The organism is Roseivirga thermotolerans, assembly GCF_014653175.1.
Lineage (GTDB): Bacteria > Bacteroidota > Bacteroidia > Cytophagales > Cyclobacteriaceae > Roseivirga > Roseivirga thermotolerans.
In genome coordinates, this window is record NZ_BNAG01000001.1 from 221,140 (window position 1) to 247,493 (window position 26,354).

At 44.5% G+C, this 26,354-nt stretch carries 29 protein-coding genes and 1 tRNA gene; 6 read left to right on the forward strand and 24 right to left on the reverse strand.

The window, feature by feature from the left end:
• Positions 1–39 precede the first annotated feature (39 nt).
• Together IE164_RS00945 and IE164_RS00950 are read left to right on the forward strand one after the other, a co-directional pair.
• Positions 40–405: a hypothetical protein gene (locus IE164_RS00945; RefSeq protein WP_189628309.1), complete on the forward strand. Its 366-nt coding sequence runs from the start codon at positions 40–42 to the stop codon at positions 403–405.
• 80 nt (positions 406–485) lie between these two features.
• Positions 486–779 carry a hypothetical protein gene (locus IE164_RS00950; RefSeq protein WP_189628310.1) on the forward strand — a complete coding sequence of 98 codons (294 nt, stop codon included), beginning with the start codon at positions 486–488 and terminating at the stop codon, positions 777–779.
• Here the strand turns inward: IE164_RS00950 and IE164_RS00955 are convergent.
• Complete coding sequence (locus tag IE164_RS00955) at positions 758–1,612, reverse strand: aminotransferase class IV (RefSeq protein ID WP_189628311.1); 855 nt, start codon at positions 1,610–1,612, stop codon at positions 758–760. The two genes, IE164_RS00950 and IE164_RS00955, sit on opposite strands and share 22 nt — an antisense overlap.
• Before the next feature lie 94 nt (positions 1,613–1,706).
• Here IE164_RS00955 and IE164_RS00960 point away from each other — a divergent pair, with 94 nt between their 5' ends.
• Positions 1,707–2,510 (forward strand): J domain-containing protein, encoded by an 804-nt coding sequence (locus tag IE164_RS00960; RefSeq protein WP_189628312.1) that lies wholly within the window; start codon positions 1,707–1,709, stop codon positions 2,508–2,510.
• Here the strand turns inward: IE164_RS00960 and thiL are convergent.
• A complete protein-coding gene (thiL, locus tag IE164_RS00965) occupies positions 2,496–3,533 on the reverse strand; it encodes a thiamine-phosphate kinase (protein ID WP_189628313.1) in 1,038 nt (345 codons plus the stop codon). The two genes, IE164_RS00960 and thiL, sit on opposite strands and share 15 nt — an antisense overlap.
• 269 nt (positions 3,534–3,802) lie before the next feature.
• Positions 3,803–4,204 carry a methylmalonyl-CoA epimerase gene (gene mce, locus IE164_RS00970; protein WP_189628314.1) on the reverse strand — a complete coding sequence of 134 codons (402 nt, stop codon included), beginning with the start codon at positions 4,202–4,204 and terminating at the stop codon, positions 3,803–3,805.
• A gap of 128 nt (positions 4,205–4,332) precedes the next feature.
• Between mce and IE164_RS00975 the strand changes: the two genes are divergently transcribed.
• Complete coding sequence (locus IE164_RS00975; RefSeq protein WP_189628315.1) at positions 4,333–4,740, forward strand: hypothetical protein; 408 nt, start codon at positions 4,333–4,335, stop codon at positions 4,738–4,740.
• A gap of 1 nt (position 4,741) precedes the next feature.
• Entirely contained in the window at positions 4,742–5,068 is a 327-nt protein-coding gene (locus IE164_RS00980) for a HesB/IscA family protein (RefSeq protein ID WP_189628316.1), read from the forward strand.
• Between the two features lie 387 nt (positions 5,069–5,455).
• Here the strand turns inward: IE164_RS00980 and IE164_RS00985 are convergent, their stop codons facing one another.
• The 10 genes from IE164_RS00985 to IE164_RS01030 form a co-directional block, all read right to left on the reverse strand.
• Positions 5,456–7,342, reverse strand: coding sequence for an amidophosphoribosyltransferase (locus IE164_RS00985; protein ID WP_189628317.1), 1,887 nt, complete (start codon positions 7,340–7,342; stop codon positions 5,456–5,458).
• Between the two features lie 9 nt (positions 7,343–7,351).
• Positions 7,352–8,872, reverse strand: coding sequence for an NADH-quinone oxidoreductase subunit N (locus IE164_RS00990; RefSeq protein ID WP_189628318.1), 1,521 nt, complete (start codon positions 8,870–8,872; stop codon positions 7,352–7,354).
• Positions 8,869–10,566 (reverse strand): complex I subunit 4 family protein, encoded by a 1,698-nt coding sequence (locus IE164_RS00995; protein ID WP_189628319.1) that lies wholly within the window; start codon positions 10,564–10,566, stop codon positions 8,869–8,871. Before IE164_RS00995 ends, IE164_RS00990 begins: the two co-directional genes overlap by 4 nt.
• Before the next feature lie 3 nt (positions 10,567–10,569).
• Positions 10,570–12,702 (reverse strand): NADH-quinone oxidoreductase subunit L, encoded by a 2,133-nt coding sequence (nuoL, locus tag IE164_RS01000; RefSeq protein ID WP_189628320.1) that lies wholly within the window; start codon positions 12,700–12,702, stop codon positions 10,570–10,572.
• The gene (nuoK, locus tag IE164_RS01005; RefSeq protein ID WP_189628321.1) at positions 12,699–13,001 is read right to left on the reverse strand and encodes an NADH-quinone oxidoreductase subunit NuoK; all 303 of its coding nucleotides are present in this window, start codon (positions 12,999–13,001) and stop codon (positions 12,699–12,701) included. Before nuoK ends, nuoL begins: the two co-directional genes overlap by 4 nt.
• Positions 12,991–13,518 carry an NADH-quinone oxidoreductase subunit J family protein gene (locus IE164_RS01010; protein WP_189628322.1) on the reverse strand — a complete coding sequence of 176 codons (528 nt, stop codon included), beginning with the start codon at positions 13,516–13,518 and terminating at the stop codon, positions 12,991–12,993. The genes nuoK and IE164_RS01010 overlap by 11 nt, the downstream gene beginning before the upstream one ends.
• Before the next feature lies 1 nt (position 13,519).
• Positions 13,520–14,419 (reverse strand): 4Fe-4S dicluster domain-containing protein, encoded by a 900-nt coding sequence (locus IE164_RS01015; RefSeq protein WP_189628323.1) that lies wholly within the window; start codon positions 14,417–14,419, stop codon positions 13,520–13,522.
• The gene (locus IE164_RS01020) at positions 14,416–15,513 is read right to left on the reverse strand and encodes a complex I subunit 1/NuoH family protein (RefSeq protein ID WP_189628324.1); all 1,098 of its coding nucleotides are present in this window, start codon (positions 15,511–15,513) and stop codon (positions 14,416–14,418) included. The genes IE164_RS01015 and IE164_RS01020 overlap by 4 nt, the downstream gene beginning before the upstream one ends.
• A gap of 193 nt (positions 15,514–15,706) precedes the next feature.
• On the reverse strand, positions 15,707–16,507 hold the full coding sequence (gene murI / locus IE164_RS01025; protein WP_189628325.1) for a glutamate racemase: 801 nt from the start codon (positions 16,505–16,507) through the stop codon (positions 15,707–15,709).
• A 196-nt stretch (positions 16,508–16,703) separates the two neighbouring features.
• Positions 16,704–16,776, reverse strand: a tRNA-Lys gene (locus tag IE164_RS01030).
• Between the two features lie 73 nt (positions 16,777–16,849).
• On the opposite strand from IE164_RS01030, the gene IE164_RS01035 reads away from it, so the two are divergent.
• Positions 16,850–17,587 (forward strand): SH3 domain-containing protein, encoded by a 738-nt coding sequence (locus IE164_RS01035; protein WP_189628326.1) that lies wholly within the window; start codon positions 16,850–16,852, stop codon positions 17,585–17,587.
• A 6-nt stretch (positions 17,588–17,593) separates the two neighbouring features.
• On the opposite strand, the gene IE164_RS01040 is transcribed toward IE164_RS01035, so the two are convergent.
• The 11 genes from IE164_RS01040 to IE164_RS01090 form a co-directional block, all read right to left on the reverse strand.
• Positions 17,594–18,811 carry an NADH-quinone oxidoreductase subunit D gene (locus IE164_RS01040; protein ID WP_189628327.1) on the reverse strand — a complete coding sequence of 406 codons (1,218 nt, stop codon included), beginning with the start codon at positions 18,809–18,811 and terminating at the stop codon, positions 17,594–17,596.
• Positions 18,811–19,293 (reverse strand): NADH-quinone oxidoreductase subunit C, encoded by a 483-nt coding sequence (locus tag IE164_RS01045; RefSeq protein ID WP_189628328.1) that lies wholly within the window; start codon positions 19,291–19,293, stop codon positions 18,811–18,813. Before IE164_RS01045 ends, IE164_RS01040 begins: the two co-directional genes overlap by 1 nt.
• Complete coding sequence (gene nuoB / locus IE164_RS01050) at positions 19,283–19,804, reverse strand: NADH-quinone oxidoreductase subunit NuoB (RefSeq protein ID WP_189628329.1); 522 nt, start codon at positions 19,802–19,804, stop codon at positions 19,283–19,285. The genes IE164_RS01045 and nuoB overlap by 11 nt, the downstream gene beginning before the upstream one ends.
• Position 19,805: 1 nt before the next feature.
• On the reverse strand, positions 19,806–20,270 hold the full coding sequence (locus IE164_RS01055; RefSeq protein WP_189628330.1) for an NADH-quinone oxidoreductase subunit A: 465 nt from the start codon (positions 20,268–20,270) through the stop codon (positions 19,806–19,808).
• A 2-nt stretch (positions 20,271–20,272) separates the two neighbouring features.
• Complete coding sequence (locus tag IE164_RS01060) at positions 20,273–20,905, reverse strand: LON peptidase substrate-binding domain-containing protein (RefSeq protein WP_189628331.1); 633 nt, start codon at positions 20,903–20,905, stop codon at positions 20,273–20,275.
• A gap of 45 nt (positions 20,906–20,950) precedes the next feature.
• Positions 20,951–22,177, reverse strand: coding sequence for an NADP-dependent isocitrate dehydrogenase (gene icd / locus IE164_RS01065; protein ID WP_189628332.1), 1,227 nt, complete (start codon positions 22,175–22,177; stop codon positions 20,951–20,953).
• Between the two features lie 72 nt (positions 22,178–22,249).
• Positions 22,250–23,068, reverse strand: coding sequence for a 3-methyl-2-oxobutanoate hydroxymethyltransferase (gene panB / locus IE164_RS01070; RefSeq protein ID WP_189628333.1), 819 nt, complete (start codon positions 23,066–23,068; stop codon positions 22,250–22,252).
• Between the two features lie 66 nt (positions 23,069–23,134).
• Positions 23,135–23,956, reverse strand: a complete 822-nt coding sequence (locus IE164_RS01075; protein ID WP_189628334.1) for a mechanosensitive ion channel family protein — start codon at positions 23,954–23,956, stop codon at positions 23,135–23,137.
• 26 nt (positions 23,957–23,982) lie between these two features.
• Positions 23,983–24,486, reverse strand: a complete 504-nt coding sequence (locus IE164_RS01080; protein WP_189628335.1) for a phosphoribosyltransferase family protein — start codon at positions 24,484–24,486, stop codon at positions 23,983–23,985.
• 5 nt (positions 24,487–24,491) lie between these two features.
• Positions 24,492–24,962, reverse strand: a complete 471-nt coding sequence (locus tag IE164_RS01085; protein ID WP_370298768.1) for an Lrp/AsnC family transcriptional regulator — start codon at positions 24,960–24,962, stop codon at positions 24,492–24,494.
• Positions 24,963–25,056: 94 nt separating this feature from the next.
• The gene (locus IE164_RS01090; protein WP_189628336.1) at positions 25,057–26,301 is read right to left on the reverse strand and encodes a tetratricopeptide repeat protein; all 1,245 of its coding nucleotides are present in this window, start codon (positions 26,299–26,301) and stop codon (positions 25,057–25,059) included.
• Between the last annotated feature and the right edge of the window lie 53 nt (positions 26,302–26,354).

Sequence of the window (26,354 nt, forward strand, 5' to 3'; positions counted from 1 at the left end):
AGGTTTCTCTACTTGCTCACTTAGCCTTAACTTTGCGCTATGCAGAACGATCCGGAATTGAATGGCAAATACCTGGGCACCATTACCAAAGACTTTGTGGTGGTGGCCGATACCTTGAAAGAAGCTGCCTATCAGGTGAAAAAAAGAGGCTTTTCGGAGTATCCCATATTTCCGATTTCTAAAGTAGACATTGCCATTGGGCAAAAACTTATTGGCAAAGAAGACCTGGCCATTAACTGGAATTACTACATCACCTATATCGATGAGTTTGTGCAACGCAAGCTTATAGAAGATGCGGAGGCTTTCAAAAAAGCATATAAAAACCCCGATGAGTTTTGTTGTCTTTTTGTGGTGGAGCCCGACTTTACCAACTTTCTTTTTGTGCCTTACCCGGAAGATGACTGATTGAGCAGACCCCGGTAAATTTTACCAAACTTAACCTTGCAAATAGCGTTGTCTTAGTATATTGTATCAACGTTATTGCAATGATTCAGCTATTTCACGAGAAAAAAGAAACTGTCCGTAGCCTGCTTAACAAGCTGGTAGAGATAGGGAATAATGTGACCTGGCGAATCAACAACACCTACAGCAATGGCATAGACCAGACTATTCTGGAGATTCAAATCTTTGAAAATAAAATTCAGACAGGGCGTATAGCCTTTCAGCTTGAAGATGGCCATGTAATTAACTATAGATACAAGGAAATGGAAAAGCGTATTCCTGTGCAAATAGTAGACATGTTGCTGGATGTAATTGGCTATGAAATGCAGGCTGCCTGATTGCCGGCCAGGTGATCTTCTATATAGGCATTGAAGACCTCTAACGCAGCTTTGCTCACAAGACCCGGTGAACCCGTACCAATCTGATGATCTCCAAGTTTCACAACCGGTAGAATTTTCTTTGTGGTGCTGGTAATGAATACCTCATCGGCACTTAACAATTCTTTTAGTTTTAAGGGAGCTATTTCTACGGGCCACCTATTTTTAAGAGCTTCGATGGCATGCATTCTGGTAATTCCGCTAAGCACTCCTTCCTGATTGGTTTTGATCACCCCGTCTTTTACCATAAACACATTGCAGCGCGACACTTCCGAAACATACTCTCCCTTGTAATACAACACATCAATATGCCCTTGCTTCTTCCACTCTGGCTGAAGCGCAACAGCGTTGGCATAGTACAAACTCTTAATATGCGGAAAGTCTCGCTCGTATTGGCAAAGCATAAGGCTTACTCCCTGCGCATAAACCGAAGCGTCTAAATCGGCAAAAGGCATATTTAAAATGAGCACCTCCGTAGGTCCCGGTGTAAACCCATCGGTGGAAGGCCCACCGCTCAAGACTATTTTAACCGAAGAATAGGCCATGCCATTTTTCACCAACAGTTGCTTAACGGTCTCGCGGAACTGTTCTTTACTCAAAGGCACCTCGAGGCCTAATCCTGCTGCCGATCGATACAGCCTTTCCAGGTGATCCTCTATAAATATGGGCGAAGAGCCTTTGGCCTTAAAAAATTCAAAAACCCCAAACCCTCTTAAGAAGCCCACATTATCGACCGAAATATGGATGTCTACTTTATGTAAAAATTCACCGTTGAAATAATGTATTGGCTTCATAAACAAGATTTAATAATTTGAATCGGAATAGCTTCTTAAAGGCCTGAAAGTAAAAAGAAATAGCTCTCCCTAATAGCATTCCAATCAAAATGATATGAGTAAAGATTACTATGAGATATTGGGAATAGGACGGTCGGCCACACAGGAAGATATCAAAAGAGCTTATCGGCAAAAGGCCAAGCACTTCCACCCCGACCTTAATAGTTCGGCCAATGCTCAGGCTCGTTTTCAGGAGCTCACTGAAGCACACTCCATTCTCAGTAATGAGGACACTCGCAGGCGATACGACAATGGAGATTTAAATGAGCCGGAAATAACCTTTACCTGGGCTGAGGTACAGGAAATGCTCAGGAGACAGGAAGAAGAGCGGGCCACCAGCTGGGTACAAGACTTGGGCTACTCCGGGCGAAATCGCTACAGCCCAACAGACTACAAGGCCAATGCCCGAACAGCTGCCATCATTAACAGGATTATGATGTTGTTTGCCTTCAGCTTCATTCTGGATTTTTTCATCTTTACCGATGCAGGCTCTGCCCAGGTCATCAATCTGTTTGAACTTGTGAATGTGGAGTGCCAAAGCCCAGGTGGCTCACCCGATGCTCCTACCAAACGTATTACGATAAAGGTCTCTGACCCTGCTTTAGCCCCTGCTTTAGGGCAAACGGTTGATTTGCGGAAAAGCCTTTTTTATGGAGTACACAGCTTTAAAACCCCGCAGTCGTCAACATATATTAAATCCATTAACCCACCTCCTGCTATTTACCTGTTCGCACTTTTGGTATTTATTGCCGGGGCACTGGGTAGTTCTCGATGGTTTACCCCTGAGGCCAAGTTCAACGCAGCAATAGTCAGTACTTTCTTTGGCTTAATTGTACTAACCCTCCTACTTCTCAGCTAGATGGTTCCACCCCTGAGCCTTAATGGGTACACGGTTGCCATTCTTAGTTACCAGCAAATTGCCTTTATCTAAGGCTTGTGCATGGCCAATAAAATGTATGTCAGGATGTTTTTCCAGCTTCTTATGATCTTCTTGCTTTATGGTAAAGAGTAGTTCGTAATCTTCTCCCCCATTGAGCACTGCTGTAATGGGATCGAGGTTAAACTCTACTGCAGTATCATAGGTCTGCTTATCGATTGGCAACTGATCTTCATACAGCGCAAAAGCTACCTGAGAGTGTTTCGAAAGATGGAATACCTCTGACGCCAGCCCGTCAGAAATATCGATCATGCTAGTAGGCACTACCCCGGCTTCTTTCAGCTCGTGCACAATGTCCATTCGGGCAACCGGCTTCAATTGACGCTGTACTATATACTGGTATTTATCCAACTGTGGCTGCATTTGTGGGTTGGCCAGGTAGGTTTGTTTTTCTCTTTCCAACACCTGAAGCCCGATATAGGCCGCCCCTAAATCGCCAGTAGCACAAAGTATATCGTTTTGCCCAGCGCCTTTGCGATAAACCACCTCATTTTTGGCCACTCGCCCCAGTACAGAAATAGAGATAATAAGCCCACTGGTTGATGCGGTGGTGTCTCCTCCTACTATATCTACTTTAAAATCTTTGGCTGCAGCTTTAATACCAGCATACAAAGCCTCTATGGCTTCTAGTGAAAAGCGATTGCTCAAGGCCAGAGACACTGTTATTTGTTCGGGAGTTCCATTCATGGCCGCTATGTCTGAAACATTAACCGCCACCGCCTTATAGCCTAAATGCTGAATGGGTGCATAGGAAAGATCGAAGTGTATACCTTCTACCAGCATATCGGTAGAAAGCAGACTATACTCTTCGCCACGATCCATCACAGCCGCATCGTCTCCAATGCCAAGCACCGAACTTGAATGTTGTCTTTCAATCCCCTCAGCAATTCGGTCGATAAGACCAAACTCTCCCAAATCCGATAGTTCTGTACGCTTTTCTGCCATAGTTTTCTATTCTGGGGCAAAGATACAATTTCAGTTTAGGAGTTTTATGTTTCAGGTTCAAAGTTGGAAATCTGCTCATTTTAAGGGTACAATCCTAAGGCCAGTATTTGGATAGTTCTTATGGAACGGATGGGCCAATCCTTGGGCCAACGCTGCCTGAAAAGTCTTTATAGCTTATGGCAGCCAAGGCACAAAAGTTTTACCTCCCCCAATCTAAAAAAGATGTCCCATGAACTATGAATCATAAACAATGAACTTTGACCTATGAACTACCCCGCATCCTGGCACAGCTCAATCAACACTCCGTTGGTAGTTTTTGGGTGTAGAAAACACACCAGTTTATTGTCTGCTCCGCGCTTGGGTTCCTCATTAAGAAGCGTAAACCCCTCAGCCTCCAATCGCTTCATTTCGGCCCTTATATCTTCCACATCGAAAGCTATATGGTGAATACCCTCTCCCTTCTTTTCAATAAAACGGGCAATGGGGCTGTCTGGGCGCGTAGCTTCCAGTAGTTCAATCTTATTTGGACCAACCTGGAAAAAGCTCGTATTGACCCCTTCAGAGGCTACTTCCTCAATCTTATAGTGGGCTCGACCAAAGAGCTTCTCAAACAACACATTCGATTCTTCTATGCTCTTTACAGCAATGCCAATGTGTTCTATTTTTCTCATTTCGTAGTTTTTAATCAATTGATTTTCATTGGTTATCTTTGCGGCTGCATGTGAACTTAATCGACCCAAGGTTGGTTAAGTTAATCGCTTGAATATAGCGATGAAGCAGCACAATAGACAATAAAAAAATGACTACAGGAACGGATATACACGTAGAAAGCGTAAAGCTTCAAAAAAAGATAGAAAGCCACCTGAGCATAACCGGCAGTGAGCTGAGTTTTGAATTTCAGACGGTTGAGGGTAAGGTAAAACTAGACCTTATTACCATTAACCCCAGGCACAATCAGTCCTTCCTGTTTCACTCTGAAGTTGGAATCGACAAGCTCGATGCACTGAAAAAGATGTATGACTATGTACAGTCTTACAAAGACAAGTATCAGTCGTACACCGTACAGTGGATCGCCAAAGGCGACAATGAGCTACACACTTCTTACTTTAGAGCCAGCAATATGTACGATGCCCTAGACAAACTGTATTATGGCAGAGACATCAATACCATAACTGTTTTTAGTGTAGTTTTAAATCCAGTAGCGTAAGATGATAAAAGTAACCGACATAGCGAGAGAGAAGATTATTGAGCTACGTAAGAAAGAGGGCAAAACCGACAATCATAACATTCGGGTAGCTGTACAAGGAGGAGGATGTTCCGGCCTAATGTATGACCTGGAGTTTGATGCCGAAATCCGTGAAAAGGACGAGGTCTTCGAAGATAAAGGAGTGAAAATTCTGGTAGACAGAAAAAGCTTGCTTTACTTGTTGGGGACAACGTTAGACTTCTCTGACGGATTGAACGGCAAAGGTTTTCAATTCATTAACCCGAACGCTTCCAGAACCTGTGGTTGTGGAGAGAGCTTCTCGGTTTAAGAAGTTAGCATCACCCTGAACCTGTCTGCCGACAGGCAGGCTTGATTCAGAGTCCTATCACTTATATATGCTGAAGTATGTTCAGCTTCACGAAAAAAAATGAATAATGAAGCCACTCAATGAGTGGCTTTTGCTTTTTATGGACATCCAAACCACTCGGAGCGGTCTGACGACTAGGAGTCTCTACCGGCCTTAAGTGCCAATTTGAGGGATTCCCGATCGGAGCCGGGAATGACAACCAGCTTTTGAAACAGTCTCTAATTTTTTTATGTCAAGTAGGAGATTCTTCAGTCGTGCCGCCTTCAGAATGACGGCTCTAACAGTCAAAACACTAGTATTAAGGTTCAGTAGTCTCTTTACTAGGTACTTTGTACCCAATACTCAGTACTAATAAGCTCTTACCTCCTTACCCTCCATAAAGTTAACGAAGGCCTTATTTACCACCCGCATACCTCCAGGAGTTGGATAGTCTCCGGTAAAATACCAATCACCCAAATTGTTTGGGCAAGCCTTGTGCAAGTTATCTACCGTTTGATACACTACCTCCAACTCAGCCTTTAAGCCCTCCGGCCTAATGATCTCCGTAATCTTGGCTGAAATCTGCTCATCTGTAAACTGATTGTACAAAGTTTGCACATAGTTTAACTGCTCTTTAGATTCCATATTGGCCAGAATCTGATGGTAGGCATCTTCTAGCAGGTCTTCTTTATAGTGCTCTTTTATGAGCTGAAGCATGGCTCGGAAAGCCACAAACTCCTTAATCTTGCTCATATCAATGCCGTAACAATCGGGATAACGGATTTGTGGTGCCGAAGAAACCACCACAATTTTCTTAGGTTCCAGCTTGTCGAGCATGCGAAGAATACTCTTCTCAAGAGTAGTACCCCTCACAATGGAGTCATCTATAACCACCACCGTATCAATGCCTTTTCTAATCACCTCATAGGTTGTATCATAGACATTGGCCACCATGTCGTCACGGCTGGCATCGTCTGCAATAAAGGTTCTTAGTTTTGCATCTTTGATCACAAGCTTTTCTACCCTGGGCCTAAAACTGAGCATTTGCTCAATATCGTCTAGCGTAGGTTTCTTATCTACAATTACCTCCTTTTGCTTTTGCATGAGGTAATCATCCAACCCTTGCATCATCCCCAAAAACGAGACTTCTGCTGAGTTAGGAATGTATGAAAACACAGTGTTTCTGAGGTCGAAGTTGATCGCCTTCAATATCTGAGGTACCAAAAGGCGCCCCAGTTGTTTTCTTTCCTGATAAATTTCGGGGTCGTTTCCTCTGGAAAAGTAAATCCTCTCGAACGAACAGGCCTTAAGCTCTTGCTGCTTCATAATAGGCACTTCATCCCACTCACCACTTTTGTGAATAATAAGAGCATGCCCGGGCTGTACATCGGTTATCTCATTGTATTTCACGTTGAAAGCGGCCTTGATGGCCTGCTTCTCTGAGGCCACCACTATTACCTCATCGTCTATATACTTATAGGCCGGGCGAATTCCGTTTGGATCGCGCACCACAAAAGAAGCGCCATGCCCCAGCAGCCCCACCATTGCATAACCACCGTCAAAATCTTTGAATGAACGTTTGAGCACACGCTGCAGGTCCATTTCATTTTCAATAATATCGGTAATCTCGTGGTTCTCCTTTTTCTTCTTGTACTTATCGAAAATGCGCTGGTTCTCTTCGTCAATAAAGTGACCGATCTTTTCCATTACCGTTACGGTATCGGTCTTTTCTTTGGGGTGCTGCCCTAGTCTAAGTAAAATATCGAAGAGTTCGTCAACATTGGTCATATTGAAGTTTCCGGCCATTACCAGGTTTCGGCTACGCCAGTTGTTCTGCCGCAAAAACGGATGACAGCTCTCTATACTGTTAGTTCCGTGGGTACCATACCTAAGGTGTCCAAGCCACACCTCTCCGGTAAAACCCATGTTGTTTTTAAGCCATTGTGCACTTTTGGGGTTATACCCCTCCTTCTTCTTGGCCTTGGCAAACTTCTTGGCAATTTTGGTAAAGATCTCTTCAACCGGTTCAGAGTTAATGGTTCTGTAACGGCTGATGTATCGTTGGCCGGGTGCAACACCCATTTTAATATTGGCCACCCCTACACCATCCTGGCCACGGTTCGACTGCTTTTTCATCATAATGTAAAGCTTGTTCACCGCGTAGGTTGCCGAACCATACTTATCAATATAGTATTGAAGGGGTTTTCTCAGACGAATGTGGGCTATACCACACTCATGTTTAATGGGCTCTAGCATGTCAACTTCTCAAAGCACAAAATTAATACTATTCAATAGGTCAACAAACCAATCGGACCTAAAGAATAGTAACAACACCGACAACACCAGTAAAGTGCCGGGTATTAATGCTCTAATGGTGTAGGCTCCAGGAGCTACATTGCCCTCACCTTCTTTAAAAAAGAGCAGGTAGGGAATCTTAATGTAATAGAAAAGTGAAACAACGGTATTGAGAAGCCCCACAAGGAGTACCCAAAGCAAAATAGTGCTCTCTGAGCGACCAAACTCATCATAAACAGCACTAAACAAATAGAGCTTGGCATTGAACCCTACTGTGGGCGGCAGTCCGGTGAGGGCAACCATTACAATAAGCAGCAAAACAGAAACGTATGGTATCTTCTTGCCCATCCCTTTAAGCTGCTCGTACGATGTACTCCCTACTTTATTTTCTACCATTTGAATAAGGTAAAACGCTGCCAAATTCATGAGTAAATAGGCCAGTGCATAAAACACGGTAGCTTCCAGACCGGTACGATTCATAATTGACACTCCGGCCAGTAAAAAAGCAGCATGAGCAATAGAAGAGTAGGCCAGCATTCGTTTAGCGTTGTCTTGCCAAAGTGCGGAAAAGTTACCCACAACCATTCCTCCTATAGAAAGTATTCCCAGCCAGGTTTGCCAGTCGAAGTGGGTTGCACTTGTAGCCGCCACCAGCCTAAGCAATACCAAAAGAGCAGCCAATTTGGGTACTACGGAAAACACAGCAACCGTTGGAAGCGGTGTGGCCCTATACACATCGGGAGCCCACACATGCAGGGGAAAGGAGCCAAGCTTAAAGAGCAAACCACACAGCACCATAAATACAGCAATATTGAGTGGTACCACCACAGCATAATCAAGACCTATTTTGAAGGAGTCGGAGTTAAGATCGATTGATCCGGTTAGCCCATAAAGCCAACTCATTCCGTACAGCATTACCGCAGAAGCCGCAGCGCCATAGAGCAGGTATTTAATGGCCGCTTCCGATTTCTTTTTACCCTTGCCCAAGCCTGTCAATAAATAACTACAGATAGACACCAACTCTACGGCCACATAAATCATCAGCAGGTTGGAGCTCATAACCAGAAGAAACGCCCCAAGAAGCACTCCCAGCAAACACACCAATACTTCGCTGGAATCGAAATAATGCAGACTATCTTTTCGGGAAGTAACAGCCATTAGAAGAGCTACTAAAAGACTGAGCAAGAAGCCGATCTTAAACAAATTAGCTCCGGCAGAATGAGTCACAAGACCTTCGAATAAAGGCAGGGCATTTGCCTCGGGCAAGAAGCTCAATACCTGAAAAACCAGCAAAAAACTAAGCGCAGAAAACAGTATGGCAGCTAGTCCGACAGACTTATTCTTCTGAAAAAGGAGATCATAAACCACCAGCAAAATAATGGTAATTACAATGCCTATTTCGGGCAACATAAAATGAAGCCCTTCTTTTAAGCGCTGAAGTTGCTCAGCAAGTCCTCCCGGGTTTTGCATGCTGGCCACCAGAACAATCATTTAGACCACTCGGTTAGGTGTCCGACAAAAGATTCCACTCCGGTATTGATTAAGTTTAGCAACAAGCCGGGGTATATACCAAAGGCAATGATGAGAACCACCAGCGGAACTAATACCATGTATTCGCGAATGGTCAGGTCTTTAAGCGCAGGCAGCCAATTCTTTTCCTTTACCCAAAACTTACCAAGAAACATCTTCTGGAAGGTCCATAGGTAGTATCCGGCAGCCAAAACCAGTCCCAAAGTAGAAACTATGGCCATCCATGCAGGGATTGCACCGATTACTGCAGAAGACTTAAAGGCCCCTATAAACACAAACAACTCCGCTATAAACCCACTAAAGCCCGGCAAACCCAGCGAAGCGAAAAAGGCAATTCCTACAAACACGGTGTAATAAGGCATTTGATGAGCCAAACCTCCGTAATGTTCAATGGTACGGTTATGTGTTCTATCGTAGAGTACCCCGGCAATTAGAAAGAGCATAGAAGAAATGAGCCCATGCGAAAACATCTGATAAATGGCTCCGCTAATTCCCTCGCTGGTCATTGCCGCTAAACCTAAAAGCACAAAACCCATATGAGAAACGGAACTAAAAGCTATAAGCTTCTTTAAATCCTTTTGGGCCAAAGCATTCATAGCTCCATAAATAATGGAGAACATACCCAGAAAACCAATGAGCCAGGCGTAATGATAGGCTGCATCAGGAAACATGGCAAAGGCCGTTCTGATCAGGCCATATCCACCCACCTTTAGGAGTACTCCGGCCAGCACCACCGAAATGGGCGTGGGAGCTTCCACGTGAGCATCGGGCAACCAGGTATGAAACGGGAAAGAAGGCAACTTAATGGCGAACCCAATAAAGATTGCAAGAAAGGCCATCCAGCGGATAGGCTCACCAAACAAAGTACTTAACCCACTGCGCTCCAGCAATGAACCCGGAATGTAATTGGCCGGGTTAGCCATATAAAGCATATTGAAAGATTTGACCAATTGTCCCTCTTCAATTCGTCCCTCAGCCACCAGAGCCTGAACCTCTTCAATGCTTAGCTCTGTGCCGTTAATGCCCGCCAGCTCGGCCGTTTTCACAGGGTCATACACTGAGTTGTACAGCCCAATCATTACAATGAGTATTAGGATAGATCCTACAAGGGTATAAATGAAAAACTTAATGGCCGCATATTCTCTTCTGGGACCACCCCACAACCCCACCAAAAAATACATGGGCAAGAGCATAAACTCAAAAAAGAGATAGAACAAAAAGAAGTCTAAAGCCACAAAGCACCCCAACACAGAAGTACTTAGAAGCAAATAAAGCCCAAAATATGCCTTTTGTTTTTCCTTTATCTTCCAGCAGACTATAGCTCCAATAAACAATACAATAGAGGCCAGCAAAAGCATGGAAATATTCAGGCCGTCTGCCGCCAGCAAATAGTCTACTGAAAAAGTACCGAGCGACCCCAGACTAAGCCTAAACCACTCCACCTTCTCGACCAATTGCAGATTGGCTTCTCCCGATATTTGAGGCACAAGCCCCCCATCGAACATATGCACGGCATATAAGGTAAGTAAGAGTGATAAGCCTGTGAAACCAATAGCCAGCACTTTATACAAATGCTGATAGGCCTTTGGTGTAAGAAGCACTACCAGAGCGCCAACCAGAGGAATAAATACGATATATGATAGTATGTGCTCCATAGGCTAAAGTACTAGCAGCAAAATTAAGGTTAACAAAAATATAAAGGTCACGAGTATTTGCGCCTGAATGTTACCCGATTGGATACTTCGGGTTAATTGCCCCACTTTTCCAATAGAATGAGCTGTAAGATTAACCAGACCATCGACAAACACACGATCGAACCAGCGGGTAAGGTAGGCTATTACCACTTGTAACCTGGCCAACAGATTAACCGCTTCGTCTACAATCCACCTATCGAACCAGGCCACCCCTCTGGCTTTGGCCAAAATACCTTTTAGAATAATCTTCTCGTAGAGGGCGTTGAGATACCAATGATAGAACGACACTTGCCCAAATACACCCACAGGCTCTCTTTTCTCAATAAATGACTTTTGTAGCTTTCCTCCCGGCCTATACACCCAATAAGCCAACACTAAACCGGCCAAAGCAAGACCAATGGAAACCGCATTGACCAAACCATGTAAAACCTCAAAGGTTTCATGAGGAATATCCAGCAGGCTTTGTGCAGCATACGCGACCGGAACCACATACATTGGAGTAGGCAAAGCCTGCATAAGCCAGGAATCCTCAGGGTTTAAGGTAAACCCAAATGGAATGGAAAGCGATAGCAGGGCAAAAATAACAGCCGGCACAGTAAGCCACCCGTTGCCTTCGTGCAGTTCATTTTCCAACTGATTTCTACCCAGTATACCCGCCAGCCTAAACTCTCCGAAAAACACCAGAAGTATCATTCTAAAGGTATAGAAAGCGGTAAAAACCACCGTCATAAAGGCCAGTACTTCCGGAATGTAAAAGCCTCCGCCTTTCTCATCGGCCCACACTGCCAGGTCGAGCAATATGGCGTCTTTAGACAAAAAACCCGAAAAGCCGGGAAGCCCTACCAACGCCAAGGAGCAAAGCAGGAAGGCAAAAAATGTGACGGGCATTTTTCTACGTAAGCCTCCCATCACACGCATATCCTGGGGGTCAAACTTTTGTCCACCCTTTTCTAGATGGTGCAACTGATGAATAATAATACCGGCACTGAGAAATAGGCCAGCCTTAAAAAAAGCGTGAGTGATTAGGTGGAATATACCGGCACTAAAGGCCCCAACCCCCATGGCTAACACCATGTATCCCAATTGAGAAATAGTACTATAGGCCAACACCTTCTTTATATCGAACTGAGAAAGAGCGGCTATAGCCGCCATAAAAGCAGTTACCGCCCCCACAATAGCCACGACTTCCAGAGCTTGGGCATCCAGCAGCACAAAAATTCTGGCCAGCATAAATACTCCGGCTGCTACCATGGTAGCCGCATGAATCAATGCCGAAACAGGGGTTGGTCCCTCCATGGCATCCGGCAACCAAACTTGTAGAGGAAATTGAGCCGATTTACCCACTGCTCCACAAAAGAGGGCTATGCCTGCCGCACTCAACCAGCGCCCATCAAGGCTGGCCATTACTTCCTGACCCGCTTTTTTGAACGCTACCACCCAATTGCCATCTTCAATTTCAGAAATGGCCATTAAACTCTTTACTGCGTCCAAATCCAGGGTCTGAAATTGGGTGTACAGAATCATAAGCCCCGTAATAAAGCCCAGATCGCCAATTCGGTTTAGGATAAAGGCCTTATTGGCCGCCAGGGATGCCGACTTTTTTTCGAACCAAAACCCAATGAGTAAAAAGGATGAAAGCCCCACCAGCTCCCAAAAAATGAACATAAAGAGCAGGTTGTGAAAAAGCACTATGCCCATCATGGAAAACGTGAATAACCCCAAATAGGCAAAATACCGCGGTTTAGAGGGGTCTTCCCTCATGTATTCTATAGAAAACAGGTGCACCAGCAAGGCCACAAAATTGACTATGACAGACATAGCCAAAGCCAACCGGTCTAAAAAGAAGGAATAGGTAAAATCATTGCCTGCTAAACTAAACCATGAACCCCGAATACTGACCGGCTCATCCCATAGTGACAGGGCAAGAAAACCTGCTACTACAAGGTTTAGCCCAATCAGAAAGCTCGAACCATAGGGTGCCTGTTGTTTTAAGAAGGCAGAAATCAGACCTGAAAGCAAAGGCAAAGTCAGCAGAGCCACAACCCATAGGGTGTATTCCGACTGTTCTGGTGCTATGAGGTGGTCTAACTCAATCATCCCTTCATTGATTTTACTCGATCCAGATCGGAGGTCTTGAAGTACTTATACACCTTAACCACAATGGCCAAAGCCACGGCAGCCTCTGCAGCGGCCACAGTAATCACAAACAGACTAAATACCTGCCCTTGAAGAGCCTGCGGGTCGAAGCGGCTAAATGTAACGAGATTGAGGTTGGCTGCATTAAGCATTAACTCAATACCAATGAGCACCATTATGGTGTTTTTCTTGGTGAGTACCACAAACAATCCTGAGCAGAACATAAGCGCTCCCAATACCAGCATTGTGTTAAGCAGCATCGGCTCCCTCCTTTCTGGCATTTCCTGCCACACGAACCGCCCCTATCAGAGCTAACAAAAGCAATATTCCAATCACCTCAAAAGCCAATACATAGTCTGTCATCAGGCTCAGCCCAAAAGAAGACAGTTCTACCTGTTGGGTGTGTTCCTGGTCTACCCACGGTAGCTGGCTAAAGGAACCCTTATGAATAGTTTGTATCAGTAGGCCCAACAGACCTGAGGCCGTTAAAAAACCAAGCAATAGCTGATACCTGCCCGTTTGTACCCGCTGGCCTTTGAGCCTTTGGGTAAACATTACACCAAACACCAATAGAATGAGAATACCTCCTACATAAACCAATATTTGCGTAATGGCTATAAATTCTGCTCCCAAAAAGACAAACAAACCAGCTACTCCTATAAAAGTGAGTATAAGGGCGAATGCCGCATACAATATATTTTTGGTAATGGCCACAAAAAGAACCGAGCAACCTGTGAGCGCAGCAAAGAAGTAAAAAAGTATAGTTTCCAACTCCATATTACTCCTCCTCGTTTTTGTCTCTTTTGGGTTGAACTCTTGGCTTCAATACCGGCCTTGCCGCTTTTTTAGGAGCCTCATCTTTGGCCTGCTGTTCGTTCTCTTCTCCTGAAGGACGCCTGGGCTGCACCTTTGGTCTAAATACAGGTTTTGGCTTAGCTTTTGACTCTTCAGAACTGCCAGTCTCTTTGGGTTCTTCCGTTTTCTTTTGAGGTATTTGCGGTTTTACTGCCACTTTGGGCTTAGCCCCCTGCACTCTTGGCTTAAAGGCAGGCTTTGCACCTCCTATTTTCGGCTTGGCCGGAGTTTCCGCTTTGGGCACAGCCTCTTTGCTTAAGGCTTTAGCCGCCTCCTTTTGTTTATTAAACTCTTCAAGCTCCTTCTTTTTCTGCAGTATCTCCATGGGAGTCATGGTGGCAAATGGCACGTTATGCTCAGCAAAATCGAAAGCACTAAAATCATACTCATCGGTCATGGTAAGGCATTCGGTAGGGCACACAGTAGTACACAACCCACAGAAACAGCATTTGGCCATGTCTATATTAAACTTAGCCGCATAAATACGTTTTGGGGTACCATCCGATGTTTTGCCGATTTCCTCAACCGATCTGAGAGGTTCAATTTCAATGCAATTAACCGGGCATACTTTGGCACACTTATCACAGACTATGCAGTCATCGATCTCGTTGTGCAATTTGTATCTCCCATGATCCGGCACAGGGAGCTTCTCTTTAGGATACTGCGTGGTGAAAATGGCATTTTGCTTCTCAAAATAGTTCTCGGCCAGAGGAACTATGGCTGTACGCTGGTTACGGGCATCTTTCATATGCCGGGCAGTAACCTTAAGCCCTTCTTTGAGGGTTTTAGTAGCCGTTTTTATATTTCTCCAATAACCTTTCATAGCATGAGCAGCCTCCAAACTGCACATAACAATACCAAAAGTATAGATGCGGGAGTTAAATACTTCCAACTCAGGCTCATGAGCTGATCCAAACGCAATCGCGGGTAAGTCCAGCGTATCCACATTTGAACCGCCACTAAAAACAAAGCTTTGGAAATCATCCAAAAAGCTCCCCAAAGATGCCCCGGCCAGGTGCCCGGAATCCCGCTCGTCCACTCGGCAAGTCGTACGCCCCCTATATTGGGGAAAGGACTATTCCAGCCCCCCAAAAACAGAATGCTCGCCAAAAATGCCACCAGAAGCATCATTCCATATTCGGCCAGCATAATCATAGACCAACGAAAGCCCGAATACTCTACATGAAAGCCCGCCACCAGTTCCGATTCGGCCTCAGGAATATCGAAAGGAGCCCTGTTACTTTCTGCCAAAGAGGCAATAAAGAATATTACAAAGCCAATGAGAAGAAGTGGAGAACGCATAATGTTCCAGGTTAAAACTCCTCCAATATGAGTAGTTTCTATACCCAAAGCTTTTATGCCAAACAGGTAGTTGGCCGCCTCGGCCTTTTGATGCCCCCACCAAATGCCCTGCTGGTAAGTAATTTCCTGTAAGTTGAGTGTTTGGGCAATAAGCACCACACAAACCACCATGAGTCCAAGGGGTATTTCGTATGAAATTATTTGTGCCACAGAACGCATTGCCCCCCAAAGCGCATACTTACTATTGCTCCCCCAGCCGGCCATGAGTATCCCCACAACATCAAGCGACACAATAGCCAACAAATAGAAAATACCAATTTGGGCCGAAGAGCCTGAAAAACCGGAGGTAAGTGGCAGAACTGCGAATCCGGCAAATACTGCGGTGAAAATAATGACTGGAGCCGGCTTAAACAGTTTTCTGTCGGCCTTTAGAGGCACAATATCTTCTTTTTGAATAAGCTTTAGTAAGTCGGCCACTGTTTGAAGCAGGCCATAGTAGCCTGTTTCCATTGGCCCATACCGATCTTGAATAAAAGCAGATATCTTGCGTTCAGCATAGACGGCAAATACGGTATAAACCAGTAAAAAATTAAGGAAGAATAGAAATGCGTACACGCTGAACGAAGTCCTTGGTTAATGCAAATTAAACACTTAATTCTTAGATCGGATAATCAATAGCCTACCATTTTAATAGACTACTAACACCTGCTTGTAAAATTAGTTCATGGAATCTGTAAAGAACACTTTATAATCGCTTTTTTGAGCTTATAAAAGTCCTCCTTACCCAAGCCTATTCAAGGGTTACAACTTACTCCCAAAGGATATGTTTTTCCAGAGGCACCTTTCTGCCAAAGAACAGTTCGGCCGCTTTTTCAAAAGAGGGGGTAATGTCTGACACCAGAAACTCATGCTCTCCCTGCCGCTGAGCAGAAGCCAGCCCATGCTCGGCCAGGTAGTGAGCCAGGGCTTTAGCCACAATCATAGAAGAATCAATTACCTCTATACGCCCTTCATAAAACTTATCGATCTGACCTTTAATAAGTGGGTAGTGTGTACACCCTAAAATCAGCGTATCAATATTTTCCAGAAGCGGGTCGGCCAAATACTGCTCAATGATGGCCTCAGAAATATTATTGTTATGAAACCCTTCTTCAATCATAGGCACGAGCAGAGGAGTTGGCAAAGCGCAAAACTGTATGGAAGGATCTTTAACCTTTAGTTGATACTCATATACACCTGACCCCACTGTTTGCTTAGTGCCAATGAGCCCTACTTTTCGACCGGCATATTTGTGGGCCACATAGGCTACCACCGGATCAATCACATTGAGCACCTTGGCTTTGGATCCCACATACGCCTTCACCAGCTCATAAGCTGCTGCCGAAGCTGAATTGCAGGCTATAAGTATGAGCTTGCAGTGTTTTTGCAAAAGCACATCGCAAATTTTTACGGAATAGGCCTGAATGGTAGCGGCCGACTTATCGCCATAGGGCAAATGAGCGGAGTCTCCGAAATAAACCATGCGTTCGTTGGGGAGGTGCCTATACACGGCATTGGCCACGGTAAGGCCTCCTAGTCCGCTATCAAATATTCCGATGGGTCGATTCATTCTTGCTAAACTTGAAAAGTAGGTACTCAAAGAAAGCGTTAAATATTGTAAACGGTAAAACTAAAGCTAAAATGCTTTCTAACTTCGTGAACCATGAGACCCAGTTTCAAAAGGTGGGTAAAAATGAAAACCAAGGCAATAAAATCAACGCTTTTGAACATAAAAAAAGCCTCAGAAAATCTGAGGCTTTTGAGGGTGATCTGGCTGGGGCTCGAACCCAGGACCCTCTCCTTAAAAGGGAGATGCTCTACCAACTGAGCTACCAGATCAAGAAGTTTTTCATTGGGCAATTAAGGTCGTTTTCCTTAATTGCGGTTGCAAAGGTAAGACCTTAAAAACAAAATGCAAAAGAGAGGATTCAATTTTCTGAATTTAATATTTCTAGCTTTATTTTTAGCTCCACAACTATCTAATAGTCAAGACTTTAAAAAAGAGCTAGAGAAGGCAGATTCATTATTCAGCGTAAGAAAGTACACACAATCGCTAAGTATTTACGAGAAAATCTATCAAGAGCAAAATGAAGCATCGCCTGCCATGTTGCTCAAAATGGCCTATAGCAATGAAGCCATGGGCAACATTGCCAAAGCCCTGCTTTACCTGCACGACTATTTGCGGATTACCGGAGACGAAGAAGTGCTGGACAAGATGAAACAACTGGCCAGTGTTAACGGACTGGAAGGCTACAACATGAGCCAGTTTGAAAAAGCCAAAAAAGCAGTCGAAGATTATAAACTAGAGGTGCTGGGTGTACTCTTTGCCCTGGCGGTGTTGATCGTTGCCATGATCTATAGAAAAATCCAAAAGCACGGAGCGAAATCGCCCAGCCTGGCAGCCAGTTTGCTAATTGTTCTGGCCCTTATTTTTTATGTGGTGAATCTTAACCAAGCCAAAACCAGAGGGCTGGTAATGCAAAATAAAGCCTATCTCATGACCGGCCCTTCAGCTGCAGCCGAGTTGGTGGAAATCATCGATCAGGGGCACAAGGTAGAAATCATTGGCAAGAAAGACATCTGGTACGAAATTAAATGGAGAGGACAACGGGCCTACATTAGAGAAAACAACCTTAAAAAGTTGCTTTAACTGAAGCTATCGATCTACCTCTCCCAGCACAATATCTATTGAACCAATTACGGCAATAAGGTCGGCAATTTGCCCTCCTTTGGCCAACTCATTAATGATGGAAAGGTTCACAAAACTGGCCCCTCGTGCTTTGCAGCGCAAAGGGATATCAGACCTCCCATCGGCCCGGAAATAAAAGCCCGTCTCCCCTTTCGGGTTCTCTGCCCGAACGTACATATCTTGTGCCTTGGGGCGAATCTTTTTCGGCACCATAGCTCGTGGGTCAAAATCCCGATCTCTCTTGTGCTCCTTGGTAAGTTTTTCCAGAGCCTGTTCTATAATACGAATAGACTCATAGCACTCTTGCACCCTCACCCAGGTTCTATCCCAGCAGTCTCCCAACTGCCCCATTTGGCCTTTACCCACAGGAACATCAAAATCAATTTCGGGATACACAGAGTAAGCATCTACTTTACGTAAGTCGAACCGAAGACCGGAACCCCTCAACATCGGTCCTGTAATGCCATAGTTGATGGCCAAATCTAAGGGTAGTACTCCAACATTGGCCGTACGATTTACAAAGATGGTATTGTCAATCACCACTTGCTCCAGCTCTTTTAGTTTGGGCTTGAGGTAGTTTACAAACTCGAGGCAACGCTCTTCAAAACCTACCGGTAAATCATAAAAAAGCCCTCCAATCCAGATGTAGTTGTACAGCATACGAGCACCCGAGGCCCATTCCAGCAACCTGAGAATATGCTCCCTGTCGCGCATCATCCAGAAGAAAGCGGTTACAGCTCCCAGATCCATGCCATAGCTACCTAAAGCAACAAAGTGCGAAGCCAGTCTGTTAAGCTCGGCAACTACCACCCGAACATATTCTACTCTGGCCGGAATATCCTTTTCAATCCCCAACATTCGCTCAACTCCCATGGCAAAGGCATGCTCTGAATTCATCGCAGCCAGATAGTCCATGCGGTCTACAAATGGTATGGTTTGGTTGTAGGGCAGATTTTCCGCATGCTTTTCAAAACAGCGATGCAAATAACCAATATGCGGAACAACCTCTACAATCTCTTCTCCGGAGGTAATTACTTCAAGGCGAAGCACACCATGAGTAGAGGGGTGTTGCGGACCAATGTTCACAATCATTTCGTCTCGCTTCAGGTCTTCCGGCCTGAACTTCTGAGGCTCTGATTGCCTGAGATTCTTATTGTCGAATATGTATTGTACTTGATTAGCCACTAGTATTCTACTTTCATACCCCGGTAATAAGTTTGTTCCTTATAATCTTTGCGCAGTGGGTAACCTTCCCAATCGGCAGGCATTAGAATTCGCCTCAAATCCGGGTGATTGTTGAAATGAATTCCAAACATGTCGAAAACTTCCCGCTCTTGCCAGTCGGCCGTTTTCCACAAGTCTACCAGCGAATCAATAGTCGGTTTGTCTCTATTCAATACCACCTTCACCATAAGATGAATATTGTTAGGGATTGAGTAGAGATTGTAAATCACCTCCATAGTTCCGGTTTCGGGGCCATTATCGAGGCCCGTAATACAGGAAAGCATATCGAAGTAAAGCTGGTTATGGGTATGCAAAAAATCCATCACCTCTACCAGATCTTCGGCAGACACCGCTAAACCTTGAGGTGTAGCGTTTTCAATCAGCTCGAATGCCTTTCCCGGAAAGCTTTTTTCAAGGAGTATTTTTATTTCTTCAGCCTTCATGCGTACCAAGTATTTTTTCTACGGCTTTCGGGGCAACAATAGTCTCACTTCTTATTTTGTCCTGAAGTTTAATAAGTCCTCCAATCAATGCTTCGGGCCTAGGCGGACATCCGGGCACATAAACGTCAACAGGGATAATGCGGTCGACCCCTTTTACCACGTGATAGCCATGCTCCCAATAAGGGCCTCCACAATTGGAGCAGGATCCCATGGAAATGACATAACGAGGCTCAGCCATTTGCTCGTAGAGTCTGCGTACTCTATCGGCCATTTTGAATGTAACTGTGCCGGCCACTATCATTACATCGGACTGCCTGGGGCTTGCTCTGGGTATTACACCAAAACGGTCCAGATCGTATGGAGTGCTCTGCGCGCTCATAAACTCTATGGCACAACAGGCGGTACCAAACCCCATGGGCCACATAGAAGATAATCTGGCCCAATTGATAAGGTCATCTAACTTGGAGATAATTACCCCTCCGTGCGTAATCTTTTGGTCGAGCAATCCCATATTACAAATACTTCTTATAGGCTTCTGCCGGAATTTTTGACTTAAAGGAGGCTACCTTCTGTGGTGGGCGCACCCAATCGAGATAGCCCTTTCGCCAGGCATAGGCCAAACCCAGTGCCAAAACTCCAATAAAAATGAACATCTCTGTCATGGCAAACCAGGCCCATTGCCAGTCGGTTCCACGCACAAGGGCTTCATCGCCAAAAACCAGCGCCCAGGGAAACAGGTAAATAATTTCTACCTCAAACAGAATAAAGATGAGCGCAACAATATAGAATCTCAGGTTGAATTGCCCCCAGGCAGAACCTACGGTATCTTCGCCTGACTCATAGGTGGTGAGTTTCTCAAAATTCGGACGGTTGGGCCGAATGAACCGAGAGGCCAGAAGTCCAACTACAGCAAAGAGAAGTGCTCCTAATATGAAGATGAGCAAAACACCAAATTCAGAAAGATTGCTTTCTATCATGTTTAAAAATTCAGTGGGTCATGATGCTGAAAATGCCCATTCATTCGAATTCGTTCCTTAGCCCGCTCCATTTCTTTGACCAACGGAAGCGCACGGGTTAAATGGTTAATCATATAAGTCTGTCTTTGTGACTCTCTCACCATTTGCAGCATATCATACTCCTGCTCTAAAGATAAACCTAATTTATGAGCCAATTCAAACGAATCGGTGACCAAATCTACATCTAGTTTATCTTCCATTTTCAATACCTGCACTAATTCTTTGGCCAATGTTTTTAGCTCGTTCCACTGCTCAGTGCTCGGGTCGTTAATGTTTTCTAAGCTTTCTACCTCTCCTCCTGCATAAAGCTTGTCGCCCAGTTTGTCATTAAAGGATAAAACCTGCACTGCGCTAATACAACGGGTAATAATATCCATTTCGCCTGTGGTGTAGCGCTTCACCAAACTCACTATCTCCATTTCGCTACCAAAGTCTAATACCCTATTCTGAAAAACCGGAATGACAAAGGTGCTGCCGTTGTCCAGACACTCCTGGATTAACTGTTTGTAGCGTGGTTCGAAAATATGAAGGTTGACCTGTTCGCCAGGAAAGGCCACCAACTGAAGCGGAAAGAAGGGAACAACGCGTTTTACCATCGGAAAAAGCACTTTACTAAAAAAGCCCCTTAAAGGGGCTTTTGTTTACATGTTCTTTACAATTTCTTCTCCAAATTCGGAGCATTTGAGAAGGGTGGCTCCCTCCATTAATCGTTCGAAATCGTAAGTGACGCGTTTAGACGCTATGGCTTTTTCCAAACCGGAGTATATTAGGACTGCAGCTTCCTGCCATCCAAAATACTCAAGCATCATGGCTCCTGAAAGAATTACAGAACCCGGATTTACCTTATCCTGACCGGCATATTTTGGAGCTGTACCATGAGTTGCCTCAAAAATGGCGTTGCCCGTAGCATAGTTAATGTTGGCTCCCGGAGCAATACCAATGCCTCCTACCATGGCGGCAAGAGCATCAGAAACATAGTCTCCGTTGAGGTTGAGTGTGGCAATAACCGAGTATTCGGCAGGTCTCAACAATATTTGCTGCAAGAAGGCATCGGCAATCACATCTTTAATAATTACTTGATGACCATCCTTCTCAATAATTTGCCATGGGCCACCTTCATAGTCTTGCGCACCATACTGATCTTTGGCGAGGGCATAACCCCAAGACTTAAAGGCTCCTTCAGTAAACTTCATAATGTTGCCTTTGTGCACCAAAGTCACTGAATCTCTCTTTTGAGCAAAAGCATAATCAATAGCCGCTTTCACCAGTCTGTGGGTTCCTTCTTCAGAAACCGGTTTAATGCCGTATCCGGCCGTATTGGGGAATCTTACTTTTTTGAATCGGGCCGGGAAATTTTCCTTCAGAAGGGCTGCAAACTTATGGGCATCGTCTGAGCCTTTTTCGAACTCAATACCGGCATAAATATCTTCTGTATTCTCTCTGAAAATCACCATGTCGCATAAGCCGGGCTCTTTTACCGGTGAGGGTGTACCTTCAAACCAGCGCACCGGACGAACACAGGCATACAAATCGAGCTCTTGTCTTAGAGCAACGTTTAAAGACCTGATCCCTCCACCAACGGGAGTAGTCAAAGGCCCTTTAATTCCTACCAAATATTCTCTAAATGCATCTAATGTAGCCTCAGGCATCCATTCACCTGTTTCATTAAAGGCTTTTTCTCCTGCCAAAACCTCTTTCCACTGAATGGCCTTTGCGCCATTGTAGGCTTTGGCCACTGCACTGTCGATCACGTTTTTGGCGGCAGGCCAAATGTCTACACCAGTTCCATCGCCTTCAATAAAAGGAACAACGGGTTGATCGGGAACATTTAGCACACCATTGCTAATGGTTATTTTTTGTTCACTCATGGTTAAGTTTTTGAATTTTCTTCACTAAAAAATATGGATGCGCAATGTAATAAAATCTACTTTTTTGATAGACTAATAGCTTTCCTTTTCATTGGGGAAGTCGCCCGACTTTACATCTTTGATGTAATGACCTACCGCATTGGTAATTACCGTCCCCAAATCGGCATATTGCCTTAAAAATCGAGGCTTAAACTCGGCATTAATGCCGAGCATATCGTGCATTACCAATACCTGACCATCGCAATCAGGCCCGGCTCCTATACCAATGGTTGGTATGTTAATTTCTTGCGAAACTTTTCTGGCCAGCTCGGCCGGTATTTTTTCCAGCACTATGGCATAGCAGCCACACTCTTCCAGCAGTTTGGCATCGGCAATGAGCTTTTCGGCCTCCTCTTCTTCCTTGGCCCTTACCGCATAGGTACCAAACTTGTATATGGACTGTGGAGTGAGTCCCAGATGACCCATTACGGGAACCCCGGCACTAAGCACGCGTACTATGGACTCTTTTATTTCGGCACCGCCCTCCATTTTTACAGAGTGGGCTCCGGACTCTTTCATTATACGAATAGCAGACCTCAGCGCTTCGGAGGAGTTTCCCTGGTATGAACCAAACGGAATATCTACTACCACAAATGCTCGGCTAACCGCTCTTATTACTGAACTGGCATGGTAAATCATTTGATCCAGAGTAATGGGGAGTGTGGTTTCGTGGCCGGCCATGACGTTTGAGGCAGAGTCGCCCACCAGTATTATATCCACCCCGGCAGCATCTATAAGTTTAGCCATTGAAAAATCGTAAGCCGTGAGCATAGATATTTTCTCTCCGCGCTCTTTCATGGCCTGCAACTGATGTGTGGTTACCTTCTTTATTTCAGATTTATGGATGGACATGTCAGGTAAAATTAAAGGGGTAAATATAAGCATTTACCCCTTGGTGATACGTTTTGAATGGACTATCTACTTTTCGTTGTAGATGTGTACATCTCGCTGAGGATATGGAATAGAGATTCCTTGTTTGTCGAATTCTTTCTTCACTTTTTCGATCATATCCCAGTTAACGTTCCAGTATTCTGAGCTATCTACCCAGGCCCGAACCGTAATATCTACACTGCTGTCGCCAAGATTGCCCACTCTCACAAAAGGAGCGGGGTCTTTATGCACTCGTTCATCGGCTTGCAAGAAGTCTAAAATGATTTGCTTGGCCTTATCGAAATCATCGTCATAACCAATACCAAAAACCTTATCCCATCTTCTTTTGGGCTCCAAAGTAAAATTGGTAATGTTGGCTCCGGCCACAGCTCCGTTGGGCAAGAAAATGGTTTTGTTATCGGGGGTTTTTAACACGGTATTAAAAATGGTTACTGAGTTTACTGTGCCCGACTGACCATTTACTTCTACAAAATCTCCCGCCTTGAAGGGTTTAATGGTAAGGATTAGAATTCCTCCTGCAAAATTCGAAAGTGACCCTTGAAGTGCCAAACCTATGGCCAAACCTGCAGCTCCAAATACTGCAATAAAACCGGAAGTTTCTATACCTACCTGTTTTACAAAAGCCAGAATAAGGGCCGCCCACAAGGCTACTTTTACTACGCCTTTTAGCGTAGGAATAAGTGTGGGATCTACCCCTTTTTTGGTGAGTGTTTTGCCAAAGGTTTTTACCAGTTTTTTAATAACCCACGACCCAATAATGAGGGTAATTAGTGCTCCTAATACCTTGAGGCCGTAGATTAAGACTGCTTCATTAATACTATTCCAAAGTTCCTGTAAAGAGGTTTCCATAATTCGTTTTTAGTTAAGAAATGGGTTTAATACAAGTAAGCTGAATAGTCCTCGTCTGTCAATTGCACGTGGATATGCTCTTCGATGGTTGTGCCAAGTTCAAACCCTTTGTAGTCTACTGCAATAGGAAACCTTTTGTGGCTTCGGTTCACTAAAACGGCTGTCTGGATTTTCCTCACTTTCATTTTCAAAAAAGGATCCAGAGCATAAATCATGGTTCGGCCGGAGTTAAGCACATCATCTACCACAATAAGGGTAAAATTGGGCACATCGGGCTCTTTGGAGAAGCTCACCGTAGGCTGGCTTTGAGCCTCTTTGTCTATATCGATTCTAATAAGCTCGACAGGAATCTCTGAAATGGCTCTCACCTCACGGGCCAGCATTTCAGAAATTTTTACTCCGTTGTTATCAATACCGGCCAGGAAGATTTTCGAGGCATCGTAGTTTTGCTCGTAAATCTCGTAAGCCATTCTCCGTATGATCTGCTCTATTTGAGCTTTCTCCAGAATGCGTTTCTCAGTTGTTTGCATAAGGTCTATTCAGGGATTGGCATCACCTTACTATCCTTAAAGGTAGAGAGGATCACCATCGACTGCAAATTATCAACCACTGAGATATCGCTCACTTTTTCTAGCATAAGCTGCTGATAGGAGGCAATATCTTTGGCAATAATTTTCAAAACGAAATCGCCAGACCCGGTCACGTGGTGGCACTCTATTACCTCGTTAATCTTATTTATGGCCTCCAGAAATATCTCTATATTCTGCTTGTTGTGGCCTTTAAGGGTAACGTATACAAAAGTGCTCACTCCCATACCAATCTTATCTGTATCGAGCTTGGCATGGTAACTTTTAATAATTCCGGAGTTTTCCAGTTTTTTCACCCGCTCCAATGTAGGTGCAGGAGAAAGACCAATTTCTTTAGAGAGCTGCGCGTTAGTAATCTTCGCGTTCGACTGAAGAATATCAAGAATCTTCCGGTCGATTTTATCAAGTTTGAGGTTCACAATACTTAAGATTAACTGCAAAATATAATTCGGCACAAATGTACAAAGATCAAAGAATATTTTACCAAAGAATCTAAAGAAAGCTTAAGCCGAATTATTTCCGTTTTCTTATTTCTTTTTTCAATTCCCTGGCTTGTTCGTTGACACCGTCTCTACGTTTGGAGTTGTCCCGAATGATATCTATTCTTTCGAGGGCCTCCTCAAAACGACCGGCCTGTGCAGCATACTGTGCCAGATACAGTTGAGCGTAGAGATAGTAGCCCGACTCTTCCTCATCGACCAACTGCTCTGTAAAGCGTATTGCTTGCCTCAGATACTTCTCTGCCTCTTGGTGACTTCCCCTTTTTCGGTGAATGTGCCCCAGAAAAAAGCTGGCGTATCTTCCGCTTACTTCTTCATAACCAACCTGTCCCTTGTCTATTCTGTTTAGAATTTCTTCAGATTCTTGCTGAGCCTGGGCGTCCTGCCCCAAAGTGTATAACATTCGGGCATAAAATCTGTGAAAGTAGGGGTTGTCAGGATACTTTTTATAAACCATTTCGGCCAGTCGGAGCGCATCAAACGTTTCGTTGGTTTCAAAAGCCTTGATGCGCATCAGGAAATAAGTAGCTTCTATTCGGGTATAAAAAGCGTTTCGGGAAACCTCATTGAGCTGCCGAAGCCCCAATTCTTTATCGCCTTTGGGAAAGAACACCAGCATGGGTCGGAGCATCGGATAAGTTTCGCGAATCCAAATGGAGTAGTAGTTAAAAAGGGCATCTCCGAACAGAATTTCCGGGCTAAAACTTTCGTTGCCCTGGGTTATCTCCAGGTACTTGAGGGCGTTCTTTCCGGCCCCGGCTGCTCTGAACCAATTTTTCTTCTCTGAATGGTAGCGCCCTACAAAGCCATGAGCACCAGCTAAAAAGAAAGCAGCTTCTATGTTGTTTTCATCGGCCTTAAACATGGCCTCAGCTTTAACAATGGCCGTATCCATATAAGCCAAAAACTCATCTCCCAGCGGGCTTTCTTTGTCCAGATTGGGCATCATTTGCCACCAGGTGCTAATGCCAAACAGAAAGTATGGCAATGGGTGATCAGGGTAGTTGAACTTCATCCAGTTGAACTCAATTTCTGCTTCCCTGAATTTAAAATTGTACATGTTATCTACCGCATCTGTAATTTGCAGCTGCAGTGCCATGTTCAACAAAAGGTATTGAGTACTATCGGCCTTTGCCTGGGTGGCTTCTGCCCTGGGTAAGGCTACAAAACAAAACAGCAGGAGCCCTAAAATTTTGGTGTTCAGAAATTTCATAAGTGCAGTTGAAGCAAAATTACTGCCGCTTAGTCCAATAGCCATGCATTGATACAATTTAATTCTAAGCTTCGTCCTTAAATCGTAGTTTTACTCAA

Coding starts and splice junctions, on each gene's coding strand:
- IE164_RS00980 (WP_189628316.1), top strand. CDS start 4,742: ATGATAAAAGTAACCGACATAGCGAGAGAGAAGATTATTGAGCTACGT.
- IE164_RS01015 (WP_189628323.1), bottom strand. CDS start 14,419: ATGAAAGGTTATTGGAGAAATATAAAAACGGCTACTAAAACCCTCAAA.
- IE164_RS00960 (WP_189628312.1), top strand. CDS start 1,707: ATGAGTAAAGATTACTATGAGATATTGGGAATAGGACGGTCGGCCACA.
- IE164_RS01010 (WP_189628322.1), bottom strand. CDS start 13,518: ATGGAGTTGGAAACTATACTTTTTTACTTCTTTGCTGCGCTCACAGGT.
- IE164_RS01075 (WP_189628334.1), bottom strand. CDS start 23,956: ATGGAAACCTCTTTACAGGAACTTTGGAATAGTATTAATGAAGCAGTC.
- IE164_RS00985 (WP_189628317.1), bottom strand. CDS start 7,342: ATGCTAGAGCCCATTAAACATGAGTGTGGTATAGCCCACATTCGTCTG.
- nuoB (WP_189628329.1), bottom strand. CDS start 19,804: ATGGGATTGCTCGACCAAAAGATTACGCACGGAGGGGTAATTATCTCC.
- IE164_RS00950 (WP_189628310.1), top strand. CDS start 486: ATGATTCAGCTATTTCACGAGAAAAAAGAAACTGTCCGTAGCCTGCTT.
- IE164_RS01045 (WP_189628328.1), bottom strand. CDS start 19,293: ATGAAGGCTGAAGAAATAAAAATACTCCTTGAAAAAAGCTTTCCGGGA.
- mce (WP_189628314.1), bottom strand. CDS start 4,204: ATGAGAAAAATAGAACACATTGGCATTGCTGTAAAGAGCATAGAAGAA.
- IE164_RS01035 (WP_189628326.1), top strand. CDS start 16,850: ATGCAAAAGAGAGGATTCAATTTTCTGAATTTAATATTTCTAGCTTTA.
- thiL (WP_189628313.1), bottom strand. CDS start 3,533: ATGGCAGAAAAGCGTACAGAACTATCGGATTTGGGAGAGTTTGGTCTT.
- IE164_RS01080 (WP_189628335.1), bottom strand. CDS start 24,486: ATGCAAACAACTGAGAAACGCATTCTGGAGAAAGCTCAAATAGAGCAG.
- IE164_RS01055 (WP_189628330.1), bottom strand. CDS start 20,270: ATGATAGAAAGCAATCTTTCTGAATTTGGTGTTTTGCTCATCTTCATA.
- IE164_RS00945 (WP_189628309.1), top strand. CDS start 40: ATGCAGAACGATCCGGAATTGAATGGCAAATACCTGGGCACCATTACC.
- IE164_RS01060 (WP_189628331.1), bottom strand. CDS start 20,905: ATGGTAAAACGCGTTGTTCCCTTCTTTCCGCTTCAGTTGGTGGCCTTT.
- nuoK (WP_189628321.1), bottom strand. CDS start 13,001: ATGCTGCTTAACACAATGCTGGTATTGGGAGCGCTTATGTTCTGCTCA.
- murI (WP_189628325.1), bottom strand. CDS start 16,507: ATGAATCGACCCATCGGAATATTTGATAGCGGACTAGGAGGCCTTACC.
- IE164_RS01090 (WP_189628336.1), bottom strand. CDS start 26,301: ATGGCTATTGGACTAAGCGGCAGTAATTTTGCTTCAACTGCACTTATG.
- IE164_RS00995 (WP_189628319.1), bottom strand. CDS start 10,566: ATGGAGCACATACTATCATATATCGTATTTATTCCTCTGGTTGGCGCT.
- icd (WP_189628332.1), bottom strand. CDS start 22,177: ATGAGTGAACAAAAAATAACCATTAGCAATGGTGTGCTAAATGTTCCC.
- IE164_RS00955 (WP_189628311.1), bottom strand. CDS start 1,612: ATGAAGCCAATACATTATTTCAACGGTGAATTTTTACATAAAGTAGAC.
- nuoL (WP_189628320.1), bottom strand. CDS start 12,702: ATGATTGAGTTAGACCACCTCATAGCACCAGAACAGTCGGAATACACC.
- IE164_RS00990 (WP_189628318.1), bottom strand. CDS start 8,872: ATGATTGTTCTGGTGGCCAGCATGCAAAACCCGGGAGGACTTGCTGAG.
- panB (WP_189628333.1), bottom strand. CDS start 23,068: ATGTCCATCCATAAATCTGAAATAAAGAAGGTAACCACACATCAGTTG.
- IE164_RS00975 (WP_189628315.1), top strand. CDS start 4,333: ATGACTACAGGAACGGATATACACGTAGAAAGCGTAAAGCTTCAAAAA.